Source organism: Paracoccus sulfuroxidans, assembly GCF_007830335.1.
Classification (GTDB): domain Bacteria; phylum Pseudomonadota; class Alphaproteobacteria; order Rhodobacterales; family Rhodobacteraceae; genus Paracoccus; species Paracoccus sulfuroxidans.
The window spans coordinates 67,695-87,062 of record NZ_VLKU01000001.1 but is presented as its reverse complement, the minus strand read 5'-3'; the positions used below and the strand labels follow the sequence as shown (position 1 = coordinate 87,062).

General features: G+C 63.5%; 16 protein-coding genes and 2 tRNA genes. 5 read left to right on the top strand and 13 right to left on the bottom strand.

All coding sequences use genetic code 11. From position 1 onward, the window contains the following. Positions 1-7: 7 nt before the first annotated feature. The 3 genes from IQ24_RS00430 to IQ24_RS00420 form a co-directional block, all read right to left on the bottom strand. On the bottom strand, positions 8-1,348 hold the full coding sequence (locus IQ24_RS00430; protein WP_145395743.1) for a TRAP transporter large permease: 1,341 nt from the start codon (positions 1,346-1,348) through the stop codon (positions 8-10). Beyond that, positions 1,341-1,913 carry a TRAP transporter small permease gene (locus IQ24_RS00425; RefSeq protein WP_145395742.1) on the bottom strand — a complete coding sequence of 191 codons (573 nt, stop codon included), beginning with the start codon at positions 1,911-1,913 and terminating at the stop codon, positions 1,341-1,343. The genes IQ24_RS00430 and IQ24_RS00425 overlap by 8 nt, the downstream gene beginning before the upstream one ends. An 86-nt stretch (positions 1,914-1,999) precedes the next feature. Beyond that, positions 2,000-3,001: a TRAP transporter substrate-binding protein gene (locus IQ24_RS00420; RefSeq protein ID WP_145395741.1), complete on the bottom strand. Its 1,002-nt coding sequence runs from the start codon at positions 2,999-3,001 to the stop codon at positions 2,000-2,002. A 111-nt stretch (positions 3,002-3,112) separates the two neighbouring features. On the opposite strand from IQ24_RS00420, the gene pdxR reads away from it, so the two are divergent. After that, a complete protein-coding gene (pdxR, locus tag IQ24_RS00415) occupies positions 3,113-4,588 on the top strand; it encodes a MocR-like pyridoxine biosynthesis transcription factor PdxR (RefSeq protein WP_145395740.1) in 1,476 nt (491 codons plus the stop codon). 132 nt (positions 4,589-4,720) lie between these two features. Here pdxR and IQ24_RS00410 read toward each other — a convergent pair. From IQ24_RS00410 to lon, 3 genes are all read right to left on the bottom strand, one after another. Further along, positions 4,721-4,795 (bottom strand) — tRNA-Val (locus IQ24_RS00410). A gap of 116 nt (positions 4,796-4,911) precedes the next feature. After that, the gene (locus tag IQ24_RS00405) at positions 4,912-5,757 is read right to left on the bottom strand and encodes a calcium-binding protein (protein ID WP_145395739.1); all 846 of its coding nucleotides are present in this window, start codon (positions 5,755-5,757) and stop codon (positions 4,912-4,914) included. 176 nt (positions 5,758-5,933) lie between these two features. After that, entirely contained in the window at positions 5,934-8,282 is a 2,349-nt protein-coding gene (gene lon, locus IQ24_RS00400) for an endopeptidase La (RefSeq protein ID WP_422386252.1), read from the bottom strand. Here lon and IQ24_RS20565 point away from each other — a divergent pair. Further along, entirely contained in the window at positions 8,224-8,355 is a 132-nt protein-coding gene (locus tag IQ24_RS20565; RefSeq protein ID WP_422386251.1) for a hypothetical protein, read from the top strand. The genes lon and IQ24_RS20565 overlap by 59 nt on opposite strands. A gap of 403 nt (positions 8,356-8,758) precedes the next feature. Here IQ24_RS20565 and IQ24_RS00395 read toward each other — a convergent pair. Then, a tRNA-Leu gene (locus IQ24_RS00395) sits at positions 8,759-8,842 on the bottom strand. Between the two features lie 70 nt (positions 8,843-8,912). Beyond that, positions 8,913-9,863, bottom strand: a complete 951-nt coding sequence (gene lipA / locus IQ24_RS00390; protein ID WP_145395737.1) for a lipoyl synthase — start codon at positions 9,861-9,863, stop codon at positions 8,913-8,915. 138 nt (positions 9,864-10,001) lie between these two features. On the opposite strand from lipA, the gene IQ24_RS00385 reads away from it, so the two are divergent. Further along, positions 10,002-10,550 (top strand): peroxiredoxin, encoded by a 549-nt coding sequence (locus tag IQ24_RS00385; RefSeq protein ID WP_145395736.1) that lies wholly within the window; start codon positions 10,002-10,004, stop codon positions 10,548-10,550. Between the two features lie 62 nt (positions 10,551-10,612). Here IQ24_RS00385 and IQ24_RS00380 read toward each other — a convergent pair whose 3' ends face one another. Then, positions 10,613-11,752: a DUF6456 domain-containing protein gene (locus IQ24_RS00380; RefSeq protein ID WP_479684925.1), complete on the bottom strand. Its 1,140-nt coding sequence runs from the start codon at positions 11,750-11,752 to the stop codon at positions 10,613-10,615. Positions 11,753-11,973: 221 nt separating this feature from the next. On the opposite strand from IQ24_RS00380, the gene IQ24_RS00375 reads away from it, so the two are divergent. Then, positions 11,974-12,336 (top strand): DUF6477 family protein, encoded by a 363-nt coding sequence (locus tag IQ24_RS00375; protein WP_145395734.1) that lies wholly within the window; start codon positions 11,974-11,976, stop codon positions 12,334-12,336. Here the strand turns inward: IQ24_RS00375 and IQ24_RS00370 are convergent. Beyond that, complete coding sequence (locus tag IQ24_RS00370) at positions 12,299-13,894, bottom strand: helicase HerA-like domain-containing protein (protein ID WP_145395733.1); 1,596 nt, start codon at positions 13,892-13,894, stop codon at positions 12,299-12,301. The two genes, IQ24_RS00375 and IQ24_RS00370, sit on opposite strands and share 38 nt — an antisense overlap. A 458-nt stretch (positions 13,895-14,352) precedes the next feature. On the opposite strand from IQ24_RS00370, the gene IQ24_RS00365 reads away from it, so the two are divergent. Continuing rightward, on the top strand, positions 14,353-15,177 hold the full coding sequence (locus tag IQ24_RS00365; protein ID WP_199756446.1) for an invasion associated locus B family protein: 825 nt from the start codon (positions 14,353-14,355) through the stop codon (positions 15,175-15,177). 82 nt (positions 15,178-15,259) lie between these two features. Here the strand turns inward: IQ24_RS00365 and IQ24_RS00360 are convergent, their stop codons facing one another. The 3 genes from IQ24_RS00360 to hflK all read right to left on the bottom strand — a co-directional run bounded on the left by IQ24_RS00360 (position 15,260) and on the right by hflK (position 19,333). Then, a complete protein-coding gene (locus tag IQ24_RS00360) occupies positions 15,260-16,798 on the bottom strand; it encodes a DegQ family serine endoprotease (RefSeq protein ID WP_145395731.1) in 1,539 nt (512 codons plus the stop codon). Positions 16,799-16,994: 196 nt separating this feature from the next. After that, the gene (gene hflC / locus IQ24_RS00355; protein WP_145395730.1) at positions 16,995-18,119 is read right to left on the bottom strand and encodes a protease modulator HflC; all 1,125 of its coding nucleotides are present in this window, start codon (positions 18,117-18,119) and stop codon (positions 16,995-16,997) included. Further along, positions 18,119-19,333 (bottom strand): FtsH protease activity modulator HflK, encoded by a 1,215-nt coding sequence (gene hflK, locus IQ24_RS00350; RefSeq protein WP_145395729.1) that lies wholly within the window; start codon positions 19,331-19,333, stop codon positions 18,119-18,121. Before hflK ends, hflC begins: the two co-directional genes overlap by 1 nt. Positions 19,334-19,368: the final 35 nt, after the last annotated feature.

The following is a 19,368-nucleotide window of genomic DNA, read 5'->3' as shown; positions in this document are numbered from 1 at the left end:
CCTTTGATTAGTAGCCCAGCATCCGAGGCAGCCAGAGGCTGAGCTGCGGGAAGCAGGCGATGATGAAAATTGCGCAGACCGAGGCGATGGCGAACGGGATGGCGCGCAGGCTGATCCGCTCGATCGAGACACCCGAGATGCCCGAGGCGATGAAGAGGTTCTCGCCCAGTGGCGGGGTCTGGAAGCCGACCGACAGCGTACAGATCATGACGATGCCGAAGTGAATCGGGTCAATGCCAACCATATAGGCGACCGGCAGCATCACCGGGACCAGGATCATGATGGCGGCCAGCGTCTCCATGAACATGCCGACGATCAGCAGGATGCCGATGACGATGGCCCAGATCGCATAGAGGTTGGTCGTAAGGCCCAGAACACCGCCTGCGATCAGGCCGGGGATGTTGTTTTCAACCAGAACGCGGCCAAAGATCGTCGCGGCGAAGAGCACCAGCAGCACACGTCCGGCCAGCCAGGTCGTGGTATCCAGCGACTTCACCACCTCTTTGACGTCCAGCTCGCGGTAGATCACGACACCGACGAAGAGCGTGTAGAAGATCGCGACGATGGCGGCCTCGGTGGGCGTGAAGGCGCCGGTATAGATCCCGCCAAGGATCACGATGGGGGCCAGCAGCGCCCAGAACCCTTTGTAGCAGGCGCAGAGGAAGTTGCGCAGCGACAGCGGCTCGGCCGAACCGTGAAAGCCCCGGGCGCGGCAGCGGATGTAGTTCATCATCAGCAGACCACCGGCCATGATGCAGCCCGGAATGAAGCCCGCGATGAAGAGTTTCGAGATCGAGACGCTCTGGAACGGGCCGAAGCTTTCGATGGCCTGCGGATCGGGCGCGATGCCCATGGCCGAGATGCCGAAGATGACCATCGGGATCGAGGGCGGAATGATGATCCCAAGCCCGCCAGCCGCAGCCGTGGTCGCCGCCGCATAGCCCTTGCCGTAACCGGCGCGCGACATGGCGGGGATCATCAGCATGCCGACCGCCGCCGTGGTCGCCGGGCCAGAGCCCGAGATCGCGCCGAAGAAGAGGCAGGCCACGATGGTCGCCGCCGACATGCCGCCGGTGAAGGGACCGGCCAGACTTTCCGCGACCGCGATCAGGCGGCGCGAAAGGCCTGCGGCCTCCATCAGCGCACCGGCAAGGATGAAAGAGGGCAGCGCCATCAGCGGGAAAGCCCCGACCGAGGACCAGGCCATCTGCACCATCTTGATCGGGTTGTCGCCCAGATAGAGCATCGCCGCCAGCGCCGAGCAGCCCAGACCGACAACGATCGGCGCGCCCAGAAGCAGCAGGAAGAAGAAGCTGCCGAACAGGATTTCTACGAGATAATTATCCATCTTTGCGATCCTGCTGCTGCTTTTCGTAAGCCGCGACTTCATCGCGGGCGAGATCGAGCACGAGCTCGGTCTTGATCTCATCGGGGTCGCGCGGATCGATGCCCTGGACCAGCTTCATGTAGTTCACCTGAAGGATCCGGACGGTCATCAGCGCGAAGGAAATCGGCAGAAGCAGATAGACGAAGCGCATTTCCCAGCCGAGCGTCTGCGCCTTCACGAAGGGCTTCATCCGGCTGATGAACTGGACGCATTGCCAGACCATCACGATGTTGAAGGCGATCCAGAAGAGGTCGCCAATCGCCTCGATGATGCGCGCGGTCTTGCGCGGCAAAGCGTTCAGATGGAAGGTCACGCGGTTATGCGCAGCGATGCGCGCCGCATAGGCTGCGCCCAGATAGGCGAACCAGACGAACAGGATGACGGAAAGCTCTTCGATCCAGGTGTAGGAATAGCTGAAGAACTGGCGGGCCACGATCTGGACGAAGAGCAACACCACGAAGCCAGCCAGAAGCAGGCGACAGATGTGGCTCTCGATCCGATCGAGGAAGTTGAAGAATGCAGTCATGAATGGCCTCCGGATAAGCGGGGCTGCGAGTTCATTGCGAATGTGCGGGGGTAAGGCGTGCGGTGCGGCCGCACGCCTGCCGCAACCTAGTTGGCGGGGGGACGGCCGAGGCTGGTCAGCACCTCGTCCAGATGCTCCTTGCCGCCGATTTGGTCATAAAATTTCGGCCAGACGGTGGTGGTCGCCAGTTCGATGAACTGCTTTTCCTCATCGGCGGGCGCGGTGATCTCCATCCCGCGCGAGACCAGTTCTTCGCGGATCTTCGCCTCTTCGGCGCGCAGGAATTCGGCGGAGGCTTTGGTCGCGGCCTGACCCGCTGCCAGAACCTGCTTCTGCTCGTCTTCGCTCAGGCTCGAGAAGGTCGCTTCCGAGACCACCAGCGGCTCGATCGAGAAGAGGTAACGCAGATCGGTGATGTACTTCTGGACCTCATCGAATTTCATCGAATAGATCGTCATATAGGGGTTGTCCTGACCGTCGACGACCTTCTGCTGAAGCGCGGCAAAGGTCTCGCCCCAAGCCATCGGGGTCGGGTTCACGCCCCAGGATTTGTAGGTCTCGATCATGATGTCGTTCTTCGGCACCCGGATCACCAGACCCTTCAGATCGTCCACGGTCGCGACCGGACGCTTCGAGTTCGTCAGCACGCGGAAGCCCGAATAGCCCCAGCCGATGATACGCACGCCGGCATCCTCGACGGTCTGTTCGATCATCTTCTGGCCGACCTCGCCCTGGGTCAGCTTCTCGGCATCGTCCTGGCTGAGGATGACATAGGGCAGCGTCAGCGTGCCGACGCTGGGCGAAAACGGCGTGATGTTGTTGATCGCAAGGATCGAGAAATCCAGCGTCCCGGTGGCGGCGGCGGTCACGGTGTCCTGCTCATCGCCCAGCTGGCCGTTCAGGAACAGTTTCGCGGTCATCTCACCGCCGGATTCCTTGGCCAGCGCCTCGGCAAAGGCCTTGCCCAATGCTTCCTGCGTGCCACCGGCGCCATCCCCCACGGCGACCCGGTATTCCTTCGCAGCCACTGGCAGGGCCAGCATCGCCATGATGACGGACCCGGTAAATACCCGGTTGAAGTAACCCATAACTCTCCTCCCACGGTGTATGAGCTTGCTTTGCGCAAGACTGGTCCCGCCGAACATTGCGTCACTTCGATGAAAGGGATATGTCCAGTTCATACTCATTTTAGGTCCAGTTTGATGCGCCGCATCCCGCTTGAATCGATCTTTCTGCGTCAGGAAGAGGCGCCGACCCTGCAGGGCAAACTGGCCGCTGCCATCGTGCGGGCGATCCTTGAAAGCCGCGCCACGCCGGGGACGCGACTGCCCTCCTCACGCAAGCTGGCAGAGGCGCTGCAGATCTCACGTCTGACGGTAACTCTGGTCTATAATGAGCTGGAAAGTCAGGGATATCTTGAGGCGCTTCCACGCTCGGGTGTGGCCGTCGCCGCGACCGTTCCGCATGCTCGGCTGCGCCCGATGAAGGACAAGCCGCAGGGCCAGCCGCCCCGTTGGGAGGACTGGCTTTCGGACCACAAACTGCCGCGCCGGGTGATCCGCAAGCCCGCGAATTGGCGCGACTTCCGCTATCCCTTCATCTATGGCCAGGTCGACCCGCATCTGTTCGATCATAACGCCTGGCGGGACTGTGCGCGGCGCGCATTGGGCACACGCGAGTTCGCCATCCACGCCGCCGACCACTATGGCGCCGACGATCCGCTGCTGGTCGATTACATCTGTTCGAACACCCTGCCCCGGCGCGGCATTCACGCGGGCCCAGACGAGGTTCTGGTCACCATGGGCGCGCAGAACGCCCTGTTTCTGGCGGTGGAACTGCTGGGCCGCATTGACCGCCTCGCCGTCACCGAAGAGCCGGGCTACCCCGATTTTGCCGAGACCCTGCGCCGCGCCCAAAGCCCCACCACCTTCCTGCCGGTGGATGGCGACGGGTTGAGCCCGGATATGCTGCCCGAAGGCACGGGGCTGGTCATCACCACGCCCAGCCACCACATCCCGACCGGAGCCACGATGTCGCTTGAGCGCCGGATCGACCTTCTGCGGCGCGCCAAGGACCATGACTTCCTGATCATCGAAGACGATTACGACTTCGAGATGTCCTATCTCGCGCCCCCGGCCCCGGCGTTGAAATCACTCGATGATTCCCAGCGGGTGATCTATATCGGCAGCTTCTCGAAATCGCTGTTTCCGGGACTGCGGATCGGCTACATGGTCGCGCCCGCGCCGCTGATCGCCCAGGCGCGCGCGCTGCGCACGATCATGCTGCGCCACCCGCCCGGCCACCTGCAACGCATCACCGCCTATTTTCTGGCGCTTGGGCATTACGACGCGCATATCGTCCGCCTGCGCGAATCACTGCGCCGCAAGCGCGCGATCCTCGAAAGCGCGCTGAAGGCGACATCGCTTGAGGTCGCGGGAGCGGCGGTCTCGGGCGGGTCGAGCATCTGGGTCCGTTCCCCACATTGCTCGGACAGCGCGCGGCTTGCGAACGCCCTGCAGGCGGATGAGGTGCTGATCGAGCCCGGCGATGTCTTCTATGAGACGCCGCCACAGCCCTGCCCCTATTTCCGCATGGGTTACGCCGCGATCCGGGAAGAGGCCATCGAACCGGGCGTCGCCCTGATCGAGCGTGCGACGAGGCGGGTGGCGGCGTGATTATCTGAGGGAGATGTGCGCAGAGGCGCCCTAGGAAATAGCCGATGTCGGAAACCAAGGCTCACAAACCCGCCAAGCGCGTTGTGTCGCGCTTAGCTTCATCACGTAGCAAACCGGAATTGCGGAGAATAATGGTGGGCGATAACGGATTTGAACCGCTGACATCTTCGATGTGAACGAAGCGCTCTACCGCTGAGCTAATCGCCCGGTGCGCGCTAGATAGCGGGATCGATGGCCGCTCGCAAGGGGTGCGTGGCAGAAAAATGCGAAGGGCGCGAAGTCTTCCTTCGCGCCCCTGCCCTGGAATCTATTGACCGCCAGCCTTACCAGATGAAGTCGTCGTTGCTCATCTGGTTGAGGCGGAAGTTGTCGATCTCAAGCCGGTGGCCATTGGCGACGATGACCACGTCATTACCGACCTGCGTGGCCGCCGCGCGGATCGAGGCGTAGCTCGTGAAGCGCGCGAAAGCGCTGAGGTCGATCTGGTCGTCGCCATTCTCGAAATCGGTGATCCGGTCGCTGCCGCCGTTGAAGACGAAACGGTCCGCGCCCTCGCCCCCGGTCAGCAGGTCATTGCCAGCGCCGCCGTTCAGGGTGTCATTGCCCTCGCCACCGAACAGGCGGTCGGCACCGTCCTGCGCGAGGATCAGGTCATCGCCCTCATCCCCGAAAATGGTGTCCTGGCCTGCGCCGGTGGTCACGCGGTCGTTGCCTTCGCCCGACACGACGAAATCATTGCCCCAGCCCGCGGTGACGCGGTCATTGCCGCTGCCCGCCAACACGCGGTTGTGGCCGTGGCCTGCGTGCAGGATGTCGTTGCCCTCGCCTCCGACCATCGAGTCATTGCCGTTGCCGCCGTCCAGGTAATCGTCGCCCTCACCGGCCAGCAGCGTGTCATTGCCGTTGCCGCCCCAGAGGCTGTCATTGCCGCTTTCGTCCATGATCCAGTCGTTGCCGTCATCGCCATAGAGCCGGTCTTCGCCCTTACCGCCCCAGATGCGATCATTGCCGAAGCCGCCGCGGATCAGGTCATGGTCGTCACCGCCGTAAAGGCTGTCGTTCCCGCCCAGACCGAAAATGCTGTCATTGCCGTCGCGCCCGTTGATGATGTCGCCAACAGCGGTGCCGTTCAGACGGTTGTTGCCACCGTTACCATTGATAATCGCCATGTTTCTGTTCCTCTTTCTTCGACATGCAGTCCTTCTGCAGGGTGTTTACGACGGGCATGCGAAAAAATTCCCCGGACTGCGAGAAATCTTCAGAAAACGGCGCATCTGACTGAAACAAATAAAAAAGCCGCGCGGTTCTGTGTGAACCGCGCGGCCTTCGTTCTTGTTGGCGTCAATCAGTGGGCGACGGTTGCGCCGCCCCCTTGCGCGCGGGCTGCGGCCTGCCGGCTGGCCTCGGCGGCCTCTTCGGCAGCCTCGTCCCACTCGATCGGCTCGGGCATCCGGACCAGCGCGTGTTTCAGAACTTCACGCACATGGCTGACCGGAATGATCTTCAGCCCTTCCTTGACGTTGGCCGGGATGTCGGCCAGGTCCTTTTCGTTGTCAGCCGGGATCAGCACCGTCTTGATGCCGCCGCGCAGCGCGGCCAGCAGCTTCTCTTTCAGCCCGCCAATGGCCAGCGCATTGCCGCGCAGGGTCACCTCGCCGGTCATGGCGATGTCCTTGCGGACCGGGATCTGCGTCAGTACCGAGACGATCGAGGTGACCATCGCCAGACCGGCCGAGGGGCCGTCTTTCGGGGTCGCCCCTTCGGGCACGTGGACGTGGATGTCCACGCTTTCGAACTTCGGCGGTTTCACCCCGATCTCGGGGCTGATCGAGCGCACGAAGCTGGAGGCAGCCTCGATCGACTCTTTCATCACCTCGCCCAGTTTCCCGGTCGTCTTCATACGGCCCTTGCCGGGCAGTTTCAGCGCCTCGATCTGCAACAGATCGCCGCCCACCTGCGTCCAAGCTAGACCCGTGACCACGCCAACCTGATCGTCTTTTTCGGCCAGCCCATAGCGGAACCGACGGACGCCCAGGAACTCTTCGGCCTTTTCAGGCGTGACATCGACGTATTTGACCTGCCCTTTCAGGATCTCGGTCACGGCCTTGCGGGCCAGTTTCGCGATCTCACGCTCAAGCGAGCGCACACCGGCTTCGCGGGTGTAGTAGCGGATCACATGCGTCAGCGCCTCATCGGACACCGAGAATTCGCCTTTACGCAGCCCGTTCGCCTCGATCTGCTTGGGCAGCAGGTGTTGGCGCGCGATCTCGCGCTTTTCGTCCTCGGTGTAACCGGCCAGAGTGATGATCTCCATCCGGTCCAGCAGCGGCCCAGGCATGTTGTAGCTGTTGGCCGTGGTCAGGAACATGACGTTCGACAGATCGTATTCTACTTCAAGATAGTGGTCGACGAAGGTCGAGTTCTGTTCCGGATCCAGCACCTCCAGCATGGCCGAAGCCGGGTCGCCACGGAAGTCCTGACCCATCTTGTCGATTTCATCGAGCAGGATGAGCGGGTTCGTGGTTTTCGCCTTCTTCAGCGCCTGGATGATCTTGCCGGGCATCGAGCCGATGTAGGTCCGACGGTGACCGCGAATCTCGGATTCGTCACGCACGCCGCCAAGCGAGATGCGGATGAATTCGCGACCCGTCGCTTTCGCGACCGACCGACCCAGCGAGGTCTTACCCACGCCCGGAGGGCCGACGAGGCACAGGATCGGGCCTTTCAGCTTCTGCGAGCGGTTCTGCACGGCCAGATACTCGACGATCCGTTCCTTGACCTTGTCGAGGCCATAGTGATCGGCGTTCAGCACCTCTTCGGCCTTGTTCAGATCCTTCTTGGTGCGCGACTTGACGCCCCAAGGCAGAGCCAGCAGCCAATCCAGATAGTTGCGCGACACCGTCGCTTCGGCCGACATCGGCGACATCGACTTCAGCTTCTTCAGTTCCGCTTCGGCCTTTTCACGGGCTTCCTTGCTGAACTTCGTCGCAGCAATTTTCTCTTCCAGCTCGGTCAGCTCGTTCGAGCCGTCATCGCCTTCGCCGAGTTCCTTCTGAATGGCCTTCATCTGCTCATTCAGATAGTACTCGCGCTGCGTCTTCTCCATCTGGTTCTTGACGCGCGACTTGATCTTCTTCTCGACCTGAAGGACGGACATTTCGCCCTGCATCAGGCCATAGACCTTCTCAAGCCGCTCGGCGACGGTCAGCGTCTCCAGCAGATCCTGCTTCTTGTCGATGGCGATGCCCAGATGGCCACTGACCAGATCAGCCAGACGCGCGGGATCGCGGGCCTCGCCCACAGCCGAGACCACCTCATCGGGGATGTTCTTGCGCACTTTGACATAGCGCTCGAATTCTTCCGCGACGGTGCGGGTCAGCGCGGTCAGGGTTTCCTCATCGCCCAGCTCTTCGCCAAGCGGTTCGGACTGGGCCTCGAAGTAATCTTCATTCGGCACGAATTCGGTGATGCGCACGCGTTCGCGCCCTTCGACCAGCACCTTCACGGTGCCGTCGGGCAGTTTCAGAAGTTGCAGGACATTCGCCAGCACGCCGGTGCGGAAGATCCCGTCGGCGTCGGGCTCATCGACCGAGGCGTCCTTCTGCGCAGCCAGAAGGATCGGGCGATCCTGCTCCATCACGGCTTCCAGCGCCCGCACCGATTTCTCGCGTCCGACGAAAAGCGGTACGATCATATGCGGGAACACGACAATGTCCCGCAGGGGGAGGACCGGATGGGTGTTTTGGGCGAATTCGTTCATGGAATAGGTCCTTTCTCGCCAAGAGGCGTAACCCCGGAATAGGCAGTCTACGTCTCCTGCTGACAGACAAGATAGGAAGTCTGAAGTCTGCGTTCAATACAAGAGAAGATGAGCCATGTTTTGGGTTTGTTCCGCCGCTTTCGGCCTGACATCCGACCAATGGCCAACCCTGGGGCGAGGAATGCGTCTGGATGCTCTGAGGCACAAATCCAAGTGATCACAAACCAGAGCACCGAGATGGTCGCCTAGTACCACCGGCTCGCGAGCCGGAAGCGTCTCTCGAAAGAGGCCAGCCGCCTCAAGGCCGAATCGACCGAAAAATGAGAACGTGGGACGCGGTTTGGGACGCGGCCAAATTTGGACCAAACACGACGGGAGATAGAATCGTGAATGTTACTGTGAAAACAACGTGGTACCCGAGGTCGGACTCGAACCGACATGCCTTGCGGCGGCGGATTTTGAATCCGCTACGTCTACCATTCCGTCACTCGGGCGTCGGCTGAAGCGCTAAAGCGCGGGCCGCGATTTTGCAAGCAAAAGCTGCGGGGGGCAGGCCTGAAATTCTCAGGCCCGGCCCAGCTTGGTCAGTCGCGCCTCGCGCAGGCGCGCGAAGTCGTCTCCGGCGTGATAGGACGAGCGCGTCAGCGGCGTCGCCGAGACCATCAGGAAGCCCTTGCCGAAGGCCGCCTTTTCGTAGCTTGCGAATTCCTCGGGCGTGACGAAACGGTCGACGCGGTGGTGCTTGGGCGTCGGCTGCAGGTACTGGCCGATGGTCATGAAGTCGATGTCGGCGGCGCGCATGTCATCCATGACCTGCAAGACGCCCTGACGATCCTCGCCCAGACCCACCATGATGCCCGATTTGGTGAACATCGCCGGGTCCAGTTCCTTCACCCGCTGCAACAGGCGCAGGCTGTGGAAATAGCGCGCACCGGGGCGCACCGTCGGATAAAGGCCGGGCACGGTTTCCAGGTTGTGGTTGAAGACGTCGGGGCGCGCCTCGACGACTTTTTCCAGTGCGCCGGGCTTCGACTTCAGGAAGTCGGGCGTCAGCACCTCGATGGTCGAGCTGGGCGAGCGGTGGCGGATGGCGCGAATCGTCTGGGCGAAATGCTCGGCCCCGCCATCGTCCAGATCGTCGCGGTCGACCGAGGTGATGACCACATGGTTCAGACCCAGCGTCTGGACGGCATGGGCGACGCGGCCAGGCTCGAACACGTCAAGCGCGTTGGGCTTGCCGGTCTGGACGTTGCAGAAGGAACAGCCGCGGGTACAGATCTCGCCCATGATCATCATGGTGGCGTGGCCCTGGCTCCAGCATTCGCCGACATTCGGACAGCCCGCCTCTTCGCAGACCGTCGACAGACGGTTCTCGCGCAGGATGTCGCGCGTCTCCTTGTAGCCCTGGCTGGTCGGCGCCTTCACCCGGATCCACGAGGGCTTCTTGGGTTGGGGCTGGTCCGGACGGTGGGCTTTTTCGGGATGACGCAGGACCGGAGGTGTCGGGTCGGCCATGTTGGCTTCCTCAATTGTGGCTCAGCCGAAAGTAGGGCGTTTTGCCTCATTGATCAACGGGTCAGGACAGTCCACATCTACGCCCGTTGCCGCACCGCAGCGGCGACCATGGATGCGCGGATGGCGAAAGGATATATCATGAAAACCGGCGAACAACTTCCAAACGTTACCTTCCAGACCCGAGTTCGGGACGAATCGGTCGCAGGGCCCAACCCCTACCGCTGGCAGGACATGACGACCGCCGATTATTTCAAGGGAAAACGAGTCGTGCTGTTTTCTCTGCCGGGCGCTTTCACGCCGACCTGCTCGACCTATCAGCTGCCGGGATTCGAAAAATCGGCCGCCGAACTGGGCGATCTGGGCATTGACGCGATCTATTGCATGTCGGTCAACGACAGCTTCGTGATGAACCAATGGGCCAAATCGCAGGACCTGCAGAACGTCGCCGTGATCCCCGACGGATCGGGCGAGTTCACCGACAAGGTCGGCATGCTGGTGCGCAAGGACAACCTGGGCTTCGGCGCGCGCTCGTGGCGCTATGCCGCGATCGTCGACGACGGCAAGGTCGAGATCTGGTTCGAAGAGCCGGGCCGCAGCGACAACTGCCCCGAGGATCCCTATGGCGAGACCTCGCCCGAAACGGTTCTGGAATGGCTGCGCGCCAACCCGTCGCGCAAGGCCGCGTGACCTGACGGTTCTGAACGGATGAAAAAGGGCGCCTCGGGCGCCCTTCTTTCTTTGCCGTTCGCTCAGCCGATCAAAGGGGCCCCCGCGCCATAGGTGTCGCGATAGTGCCGGTCGAGCCGCATAAGCGCCAGCCGCAGCACGATCTTGCCCGAGCGCGCAGACCAGCCCAAACGCCGCTCGGTCATCTCGATCCCTTCCAGAAAACAGCAGACGCGCAGGCAGATGTCATCCATCCCCGGCCCCAGTTCGCGCAGCGCCGCCGCCACGCGGTTGCGCGCCCCGTCCGAGCCGCCATTGTGGCGGCTGCCATGACGGCTGACGTCGATGCCCGAGGTCAGGAACGCATCCCAGTTCTGCGTCACGCGCGGCCCCATCTGCGCCAGCTCATAGTCTTCGCGCAGCCGCTCGCCTGCCGCGACCAGCTCGGGGGCCAGAAACGGCTTGCCGTCGCTTTCCCGGCGGCGCGCCAGCATCAGCAGCGGGCTTTCGGCGATGTTCACGCGGGTGCGGCGGCGCTGCCCGTCCTCGGGGTCGATGATGACCTTGTCGTCCCAGACGCGATGCTGGTCGGCATGGCTGAAGGGCGCGGCATCCTCGGCACAGCCAACCGGCTGGGCGCTGGCCAGATCGCTGCCCATGGGCAGGTGCCCTGCCCGCTGCCGGCTCATCGCGCTGCGCAGCAGATCGCGCCCGGCCGAGGAAATCGCATATCGGTTCAGCTTGCCCTGCGCCGTCAGCCGGACCCAGCCCCGAACGGCCATATATCCGGCCAGTTGATGGTCCAGAATGGCGGTGCGGATCTCATCGCGGATGACGATGGCCTTCTCCATCCCTTCGGCCACGACCAGCATCGCCCCCGGCTCGGCCAGCCGCCGCAGCACGCGGCGGACCTGCTTGAGCCCGTTCGGCCCCGGCTCAATGGTCGCCCGGCCGCCCAGCCCGTCGACCGCCGTGTCGACCAGCGGGTCGTCGCGCCTCGCCTCGAACCGGCGGATGCGGCGCAGGATGGTCGAGGCGTGATGCCCCGTCTCTCGCGCCAGGGCCCGGATCGATTCGCCCCCTTCGACATGGCGCAGATACAGCCGCAGGTCGCCGTCCCCGGCAGGCTCCAGCACGCGATTGGCGCTCCCATCGGGAACGGAAACCGCAGTCAGACCGGCAATCTTGGCGTCCTGAACAAAATCGCCCGTCAGAATTGTCATGATCATTCCTTCTTTCCCTGAAAGCGAACATGCAAAGCTCGCCCTTTGGTTGAATTCAGCCTGTACGAAAAGACAGGAGCATCTTTGCTCTCAGGCAATATTTCCTAACAAATCCTAAAGAATCCTTGCTGATCCGCGCGCAGCATTCTGCAAGCACGCAACACACGTTTAAGTTGTTATTAGCTGACCCCGGTCAAACGATACCAAAGGGGAAGCCACCGATGTCGATGATGGGAAATGTGCATGCCTTCCAACCGCGCGGCAGGCTGATGCGCCGCCCGCGCCTGCTGGTCGAGGCCGCCCGCGCCGGTCAGTCCGGCTGGAAGCGCGACCGCCATCTGGCCCGCGCGCTGAAATCCGATCAGCCGCTGAGCGAGGCTTCGGTGCTTGCGCGTCTTTACGCGGAAGAGCAGCGGCTGGAGGATGAGCGACGCGAAAGCGCTGCAAGCTATGACCTGCAGCGCCATGTACTGTTGCTGATTGCCATTCTGGCCGAAACGCGCGCGGCCATGCCGCAGCCCGTTCCGGCCGTCGCGGGCTCTTTCTTCAGCGCCCCCGGAACAGCGAGCCCAGCACACCCCTGACCAGCGCCTGTCCGCTTTTCGTGCCGAGCTGCCGGGCAAGGCTTTTGCCGAAGGTCACGGCAATCGAATCGCTGCTGGACCGGCGCGCCGAAGGCTGGGCCCGCTCCTGGCGCGGGATCTGCAGATCGGGATTATAGCGCCGTCCCCGACTTTTCGGCGCATCCATCGAGAAGAGGTCATCGTCGCCCGCCTTCTGCTGAACCCCGGCAGTCTCTTTGGCGGCAGTCTCTTTGGCGGCAGCCTCGGTCCGGGCTGCCAGCAGCTCAAAGGCGGATTCGCGATCCACCGTCTTGTCGTATTTCAGCCCCATCGGCGATTGCGCCGTGATCGCCGTCCGCTCGGCATCGGTGATCGGGCCCAGCTGCGACAAAGGCGGCCGGATCAGCGTCCGCTCGGCCATGCCGGGCACGCCCTTCAGCTCCAGAAGCGAGGTCACCGCCTCACCCGTGCCGACCGACTGGATGGCTTCGGCAATGTCGAAGGCCGGGTTCGGGCGGTAGTTCTGGGCCGCCAGACGCAGCGCCTTCTGATCCTTGGCGGTAAAGGCGCGCAGCGCGTGCTGGACGCGGTTCCCCAGCTGACCCAGCACCGAATCGGGCAGATCGGCGGGGTTCTGCGTGATGAACCACAGGCTCACCCCTTTCGAGCGGATCAGCCGCGCCACTTGCTCGATCTTTTCAACCAGCGCGGGCGGCGCGTCGTTGAACAGCAGATGCGCCTCATCGAAGAAGAAGGCGATGCGCGGTTTGTCGGGATCGCCGACCTCAGGCAGTTGCTCGAAGAGTTCCGACATCAGCCACAGAAGGAAGGTCGCGTAGAGCCGGGGGGCGTTCATCAGCTTCTCGGCCGAGAGGATGTTGACCATCCCCTTGCCCGAGGCATCGAGCCGGATCATGTCCGTCAGCTCCAGCGCGGGTTCTCCGAACAGAAGGTTGCCGCCCTCATTCTCCAGCACCATCAGCGCACGCTGGATCGCCCCCACCGAAGCGGTCGAGACATTGCCGTATTTCAGGCTGAGGTCCTTGGCGTTCTGACCGACCCACAGCAGCATGGATTGCAGGTCCTTCAGATCCAGAAGTGCCAGCCCCTGCTCATCCGCGACGCGGAAGGCGATGTTCATCACCCCTTCCTGCACATCCGTCAGCCCCATCAGGCGCGACAGCAGCAGCGGCCCCATCTCGGCCGGGGTGGTGCGGACGGGATGGCCCTTCTCGCCCCAGATGTCCCAGAAGGTGACCGGGAAGGCCTGATAGTCCAGCGAGACGCCGATCTGCGCGGCGCGCTTCTGGAAAGGCTCATTCGTCGAGGCCTCGGTGCTGCCCGCGCGCGCGATGCCCGCCAGATCGCCCTTCACATCGGCCATGAAGACCGGCACCCCGGCCAGAGAGAAGGATTCGGCCAGCGTCTGCAGCGTCACCGTCTTGCCGGTGCCCGTGGCCCCCGCGATCAGCCCGTGCCGGTTTGCGTATTTCAGCAGCAAAAGCTCGGGCGTTGCATGCCCCTCGCCCCCGCCACCGACAAAGGCCGTTCCCGCTTGCAGATCTATGATTGTGGCCATGGTTGTCCTCGCATCGGCAAAAAAGTGCAGCATCATTCGAAAGGACAATACAACCCGAGGGAAATTGTGTCAGTCTGAAGATGCCGGGCTATGCGGATCGGTGCTGACCCGGCTTCCTCCCTGTTGGACTGCCGCGCCTTCGGGCGCGGCTTTTTTTGGATTGGAACCTGACCTTTCCGACAGTTGACGCATGGGCGCGCTGCTTTTAGTTTTCAGGCTCATACGACCGGTCAGTCCGGCAGGGATGGCATAGAAAGATCCGAAGCGCGCAAGCCTTCGGGTCTTTTTTCTTTTTTGTCCATCAGTTGCCTAGCCCAGCCAGGTAACATTTCGATGAAACCGCACCCATCCTGCTGAGTGGGAACGCAAAGGTGACGCCCGCAAAACCGGATCGGCCCTGACAAGCCCGATTTCGCGTGTTACGAGCGGTTACAACGATTGACCATAGGATGAGGACCATGGCCTACAGGACTACTGCGGCAGTTTTCGCTGCATTTCTGACCGTTGCGGGCAGCACTGGCGCCGTTTTTGCGCAGGACGCGACCCCGACCGAAGCTCCGGCAGCCCCCGCAGCGGAAGCTCCCGCTGCTGAAGCGCCCGCGGCAGAGGCTCCGGCAGCTGCAGCCCCGGCAGCAGAGGCCCCCGCAGCCGATGCCCCTGCGGCACCCGCCGCGGCAGCCCCCGCCGCGCCGCCAAGCGCACCTGCCAATGCCGATGAGGCACAGGTCGGTCAGGCCTATCCGCGCGAAACCCACGGCGACTGGATGCTGCGCTGCATCAAATCGCCCGATGGCAAGGATCCGTGCGAACTGTACCAGCTTCTGAAAGACGCTGATGGCGGCGCTGTCGCCGAAGCCTCGGTCCTGTCGATGAAGGAACAGGTTGCGGCCGTGGTGACCTTCGTCGCCCCGCTCGAGACCGACCTGCAGGCCGGTCTGGGTCTGGCGATCGACGCCAACAAGCCGTCGCGCTTCCCCTTCATGCTCTGCGCCCAGGTCGGCTGCATTTCGCGCGTGGGGATGAGCCAAGCCGAGGTTGACGCGCTCAAGCGCGGCAAGGAAGCCACCGTCTCGCTGCTGCCCTTCGGCGCGCAGCCCGATCAGATGGTCGGCCTGAAGCTGTCGCTGAATGGCTTTACCGCAGGCTACAACGCCCTGCTTGAAGCGAACAAGGACATCGTGATCCCGGGTTCGCCCGCTGCCCCGGCACAGACCGGTGGCGCTGCGGCTCCGGCAGCACCCGCGGCTCCGGCAGATCCTGCTACCCCGCCCGCAAGGCAGTAAGCACATAAAAAAGAGGTGCCTCAGGGCACCTCTTTCATCTCAGGGGCCGGAGGGATCAAACCTCCGGCTCTTTTTCATGCGCTTATTCGACCGGCAGCGCGACGAAGCGCGGCTCTCCGGCGCGGCGCACCAGAACCAGCACCGATTTCCGGCCTGCATCGCGGGCTTCCTTGATGCGGCTTTCCAGATCGGACAGCGTCTCGACCGGCTGCTGGCCGACCTCGGTGATGACATCACCGGCCGACAGCCCCTTGTCAGCCGCCGCCCCGGTCGGCTCGACCGACTGGACTACAAGCCCTTTCGTATCGCGCGAGACGCCCAGTTCGGCGGCGATCTCGGGCGTGATCGGCGCGACGGTCATGCCCAGAAGCCCGGTCGCATCCTCGGTGGCGCTGGTCACTTCGCTGGTGCTTGATCCTTCGGCCAACTCGCGCCGCCCAAGGGTCACGCTCAGCGTCTCGGGCTTGCCATTGCGCAGAACCTCGACCTGAACGGCCTCGCCCACCGGGGCATCGGCGACGCGGCGCACCAGATCGCGCGGATCCTCGACCTTGCCATTGTCAAAGGAGACGATGATATCGCCCGACTTCATCCCGGCATCCGCCGCAGGCCCGGTCGGGACATCCGTCACCATCGCGCCCTTGGCATCGGCAAGACCCAGCGAATCGGCGATGTCCTGCGTCACCGGCTGGATCTTCACCCCCAGCCAGCCGCGCCGGGTTTCGCCGAATTGCTCAAGCTGTTGAACGACCTTTTCGACGACATTCGACGCCATCGAGAAGCCGATCCCGATCGAGCCGCCATTGGGCGACAGGATCGCGGTGTTCACGCCGATGACCTCGCCATTCATGTCGAACAGCGGCCCGCCCGAGTTGCCCCGGTTGATCGCCGCGTCGGTCTGGATGTAGTCGTCATAGGTGCCGCTGAGCGCGCGGTTGCGCGCCGAGACGATCCCGGTCGAGGCCGAGAAGCCCTGCCCCAGCGGGTTGCCAAGCGCCAGCACCCAGTCCCCCACGCGGGCGGTGTCCGAGTTGCCGAATTTGACGAAGGGCAGCGGCTCGCTGCTTTCGACCTTCAGCACGGCGATATCGGTCTTGTCATCCTTGCCGACGACTTTCGCAGGCAGCCGCTTGCCCGAGAAGAATTCGACCTCGATCTCATCCGCGCCGTCGATGACGTGGTTGTTCGTGACGATCAGCCCCTCGGCCGAGACCACGAAGCCCGAGCCGAGCGCGTTCGAGCGCTGCTGCTGCATCGGGCCGCCGCGTCCTTCCGGACCGCCTGGGCCGCCGGGGCCGTTCGGGAAGCCGAAGTCGCGGAAAAGATCACCGAAGGGGCTGCCTTCGGGGAACATCGGGTTGCCACCGAGCGGCGTCGAAACGGTCGAGGTCGTGGTGATGTTCACCACCGCCGGGCTGACCTTTTCGACCAGATCGGCAAAGCTTTCGGGCATCACCTGCCTGCTGGTCGCGGGCGCGGTCAGCGGCTGGTTTTCATTCGCGGCTGCGGCGGTGGCAGGTTCCTGCGTCGGTGCGCTCTGCTGGGCGGTCGCCGCGCCAAGCGCCAACATCAATGCCAACCCCGATACCGTCAGCATCTGATGCGGTGATTTTTTCAACATTTGGCTGCTCTCCTTCCGTGTCGACCGGCGAAAATCCGTCGGACAACAACATGCCCAAGTTCAAGAACAATATGGGTCGCGTTGCAATAAAAGCACGATCTCGGAAATTGAACTGATCGTGACTTTTCTTTCAATATTCGGAATCGAAAGGGCGGGTGCAAGCACCCGCCCTGACATCTTCCAATAGTCCCTGCCGTCAGTTCGCGGCAGGCGGCACGAGGACCTCTTCCTGCGGCGGGCTGGCCAGCCCCTCGGGCAGCGGGGTCAGGGTCACCCCTGCATCCTCGCCCAAGGGGCGGCCCTCACGCGTGGTCTCGGTCGGCGCGACGGGCTCTCCGGGCGTGCCACCGGCGGGAACGGCCTCCGCGTCCGGCGCGGTCTCGCCTTCGGCCGCCGCATCATCCGCCGGGGCGGGGGCCGGTGCAGGTGACGGGACCGGGTTCGCCCGATCCGCGCCATCATCGCGCAGATAGCTGAAGAACTCGCCATCCGGCTGGATCACCAGGGAGCTGTTCTCGCCCTTCAGCGCGCGCTCATACGAGGTCATCGAGCGGGTGAAGGCAAAGAACTCGGGGTCGCGCCCGAAGGCTGCGGCATAGATGGCGTTGCGGCGCGCATCCGCCTCACCGCGAACCACCTCGGAACGCTTGTTCGCCTCGGAGGTCAGCTCGACCACGGTCCGGTCGGCCGCGGCGCGGACGCGCTGCGCGGCCTCGCCACCCCGGGCGACCTCATCTGCGGCCTCACGCTCACGCTCGGCCCGCATCCGGGCATAGGTGGCGTTCAGGTTCTGCTCGGGCAGGTCGGTGCGGGTCAGGCGGACGTCGATGACGCGGATGCCAAGGTTCTCGGCCTCCTGACGGGCCAGATCGCGGATCTGGTTCATCAAGGGCGTGCGGTCATCCGACAGCACCGTCGTCGAGGGCACCGAGCCCAGCACCTGACGGATCGCGTTGGTCACGATCGGCTCAAGCCGCTGCTGGGCGAATTGCACGCCCCCCGCACCCACGGCGCGGCGGAACTGGACGACATCGGTGATCTGCCAGCGCGCAAAGGCATCGACAACCAGACGGCGGTCATCCAGCGGCGTGACCTCCATCGGTGCGGTCGGCATGCCCAGAATGCGCGCGTCATATTTCACCACATTGTCGAGGAACGGGACCTTGATCCCCAGACCCGGCTTTTCACGCACTTCGACCACTTCACCGAAGCGCAGGACCAGTGCCTTTTCACGCACATCAACGATGTACAGCGCGGCGACGGCCAGCAGACCGATGACGATCAGGAAGGGCAGGACCAAGATTGAGAGTGCGCGGCTCATTACTGGTTCCCTCCGCTGTTCGAGTTGCCGGGTGCAGGCGGGGTGGTTCCGCTGCGCAGCTGGTCAAGCGGCAGATAGGGGACGACGCCCGAGCCGTTCGGACCGCCATCCATGATGACCTTGTTCGCGCCGCCAAGGACACGCTCCATGGTCTCCAGATACATCCGGCGACGGGTCACTTCGGGGGCCTTGACGTATTCGTCATAGACCGAGTTGAAGCGCGCGGCCTCACCCTCGGCCGAGTTCACGGCCTGAGCGCGATAGGCTTCGGCGCGCTCGATGACGGCAGCAGCCTCACCCCGGGCGTTGGCCAGCACGCGGTTCGCGTAGGCGTCGGCCTCTTTCTCCAGCCGGTCGCGTTCCTGCTGCGCGGCCTGCACTTCGCGGAAGCTGTCGATGACCTCGCGCGGGGGGTCGGCGCGGTCAAGGTTGACGCGCAGCACGTTGATCCCGGCCTCGTATTCGTCCAGCGTGCGCTGCACGGCGACGGTCAGATCGTTGGCAATCGCACCACGGTCACGGTTCAGGATCGGCGCCAGTTCCGAGCGGGCCACGATGTCGCGCATCGCGGATTCGGCCACGGCGCGGATCGTGTCTTCCGGGTCCGACAGGTTGAACAGGTATTTCTCGGGGTCCGAGATGTTCCAGACGACCTGATAGGCCATGTCGACGATGTTCTGATCGCGCGTCAGCATCAGGCCGCTGTCCATCGGACCGGCCCGTCCGGTGCCGATCTCGGTCGTGCGTTCGCCCGAGACCGAGACGACCTCGGCTGTGACAATTGGCCACGGGGCAAAGTTGAGGCCCGGCTCACCCGTTGCGATGGGACGGCCGAACATCAGCTCGACCGCGCGCTCTTCCGGCTTCACGGTATAGAACGAGCTGAAGGCCCAGACCGCGACCACGCCAAGGGCGATCAGCCCCCAGCTGCCCCGGCCCATCGAGAACTGCGGACCCTGCGGACGGCGGGGTCCGCCACCGCGTCCCTGATTGCCATTGCCCTTGCCGCCCATCAGCACACGCAGGCGATCCTGGCCCTTGCGCACCAGATCTTCGATCTCGGGCATCGAGTCGCCGCGACGCGGGCCTTGCGGCTGCTGATCGCGGTCATCCCCTTCGGAACTTCCCCATGGGCGCTGCGGCCCGCCCTGAGGTGGCTGCTTGCCGCCACCCTTGTCACCGTCGCCGCCGCCCCAAGGGCCGTTCCCTGCCATATGCCTCGCCTCGCTCTGTTCGTGTCTTAGTGGTT

Bases quoted from the DNA above. Each gene is read 5' to 3' on its own strand.
- IQ24_RS00430 (WP_145395743.1), bottom strand. From the start codon at position 1,348: ATGGATAATTATCTCGTAGAAATCCTGTTCGGCAGCTTCTTCTTCCTG.
- IQ24_RS00425 (WP_145395742.1), bottom strand. From the start codon at position 1,913: ATGACTGCATTCTTCAACTTCCTCGATCGGATCGAGAGCCACATCTGT.
- IQ24_RS00420 (WP_145395741.1), bottom strand. From the start codon at position 3,001: ATGGGTTACTTCAACCGGGTATTTACCGGGTCCGTCATCATGGCGATG.
- IQ24_RS00405 (WP_145395739.1), bottom strand. From the start codon at position 5,757: ATGGCGATTATCAATGGTAACGGTGGCAACAACCGTCTGAACGGCACC.
- lon (WP_422386252.1), bottom strand. From the start codon at position 8,282: ATGATCGTACCGCTTTTCGTCGGACGCGAGAAATCGGTGCGGGCGCTG.
- lipA (WP_145395737.1), bottom strand. From the start codon at position 9,863: ATGGCCGACCCGACACCTCCGGTCCTGCGTCATCCCGAAAAAGCCCAC.
- IQ24_RS00385 (WP_145395736.1), top strand. From the start codon at position 10,002: ATGAAAACCGGCGAACAACTTCCAAACGTTACCTTCCAGACCCGAGTT.
- IQ24_RS00380 (WP_479684925.1), bottom strand. From the start codon at position 11,752: ATGACAATTCTGACGGGCGATTTTGTTCAGGACGCCAAGATTGCCGGT.
- IQ24_RS00375 (WP_145395734.1), top strand. From the start codon at position 11,974: ATGTCGATGATGGGAAATGTGCATGCCTTCCAACCGCGCGGCAGGCTG.
- IQ24_RS00370 (WP_145395733.1), bottom strand. From the start codon at position 13,894: ATGGCCACAATCATAGATCTGCAAGCGGGAACGGCCTTTGTCGGTGGC.
- IQ24_RS00365 (WP_199756446.1), top strand. From the start codon at position 14,353: ATGGCCTACAGGACTACTGCGGCAGTTTTCGCTGCATTTCTGACCGTT.
- IQ24_RS00360 (WP_145395731.1), bottom strand. From the start codon at position 16,798: ATGTTGAAAAAATCACCGCATCAGATGCTGACGGTATCGGGGTTGGCA.
- hflC (WP_145395730.1), bottom strand. From the start codon at position 18,119: ATGAGCCGCGCACTCTCAATCTTGGTCCTGCCCTTCCTGATCGTCATC.
- hflK (WP_145395729.1), bottom strand. From the start codon at position 19,333: ATGGCAGGGAACGGCCCTTGGGGCGGCGGCGACGGTGACAAGGGTGGC.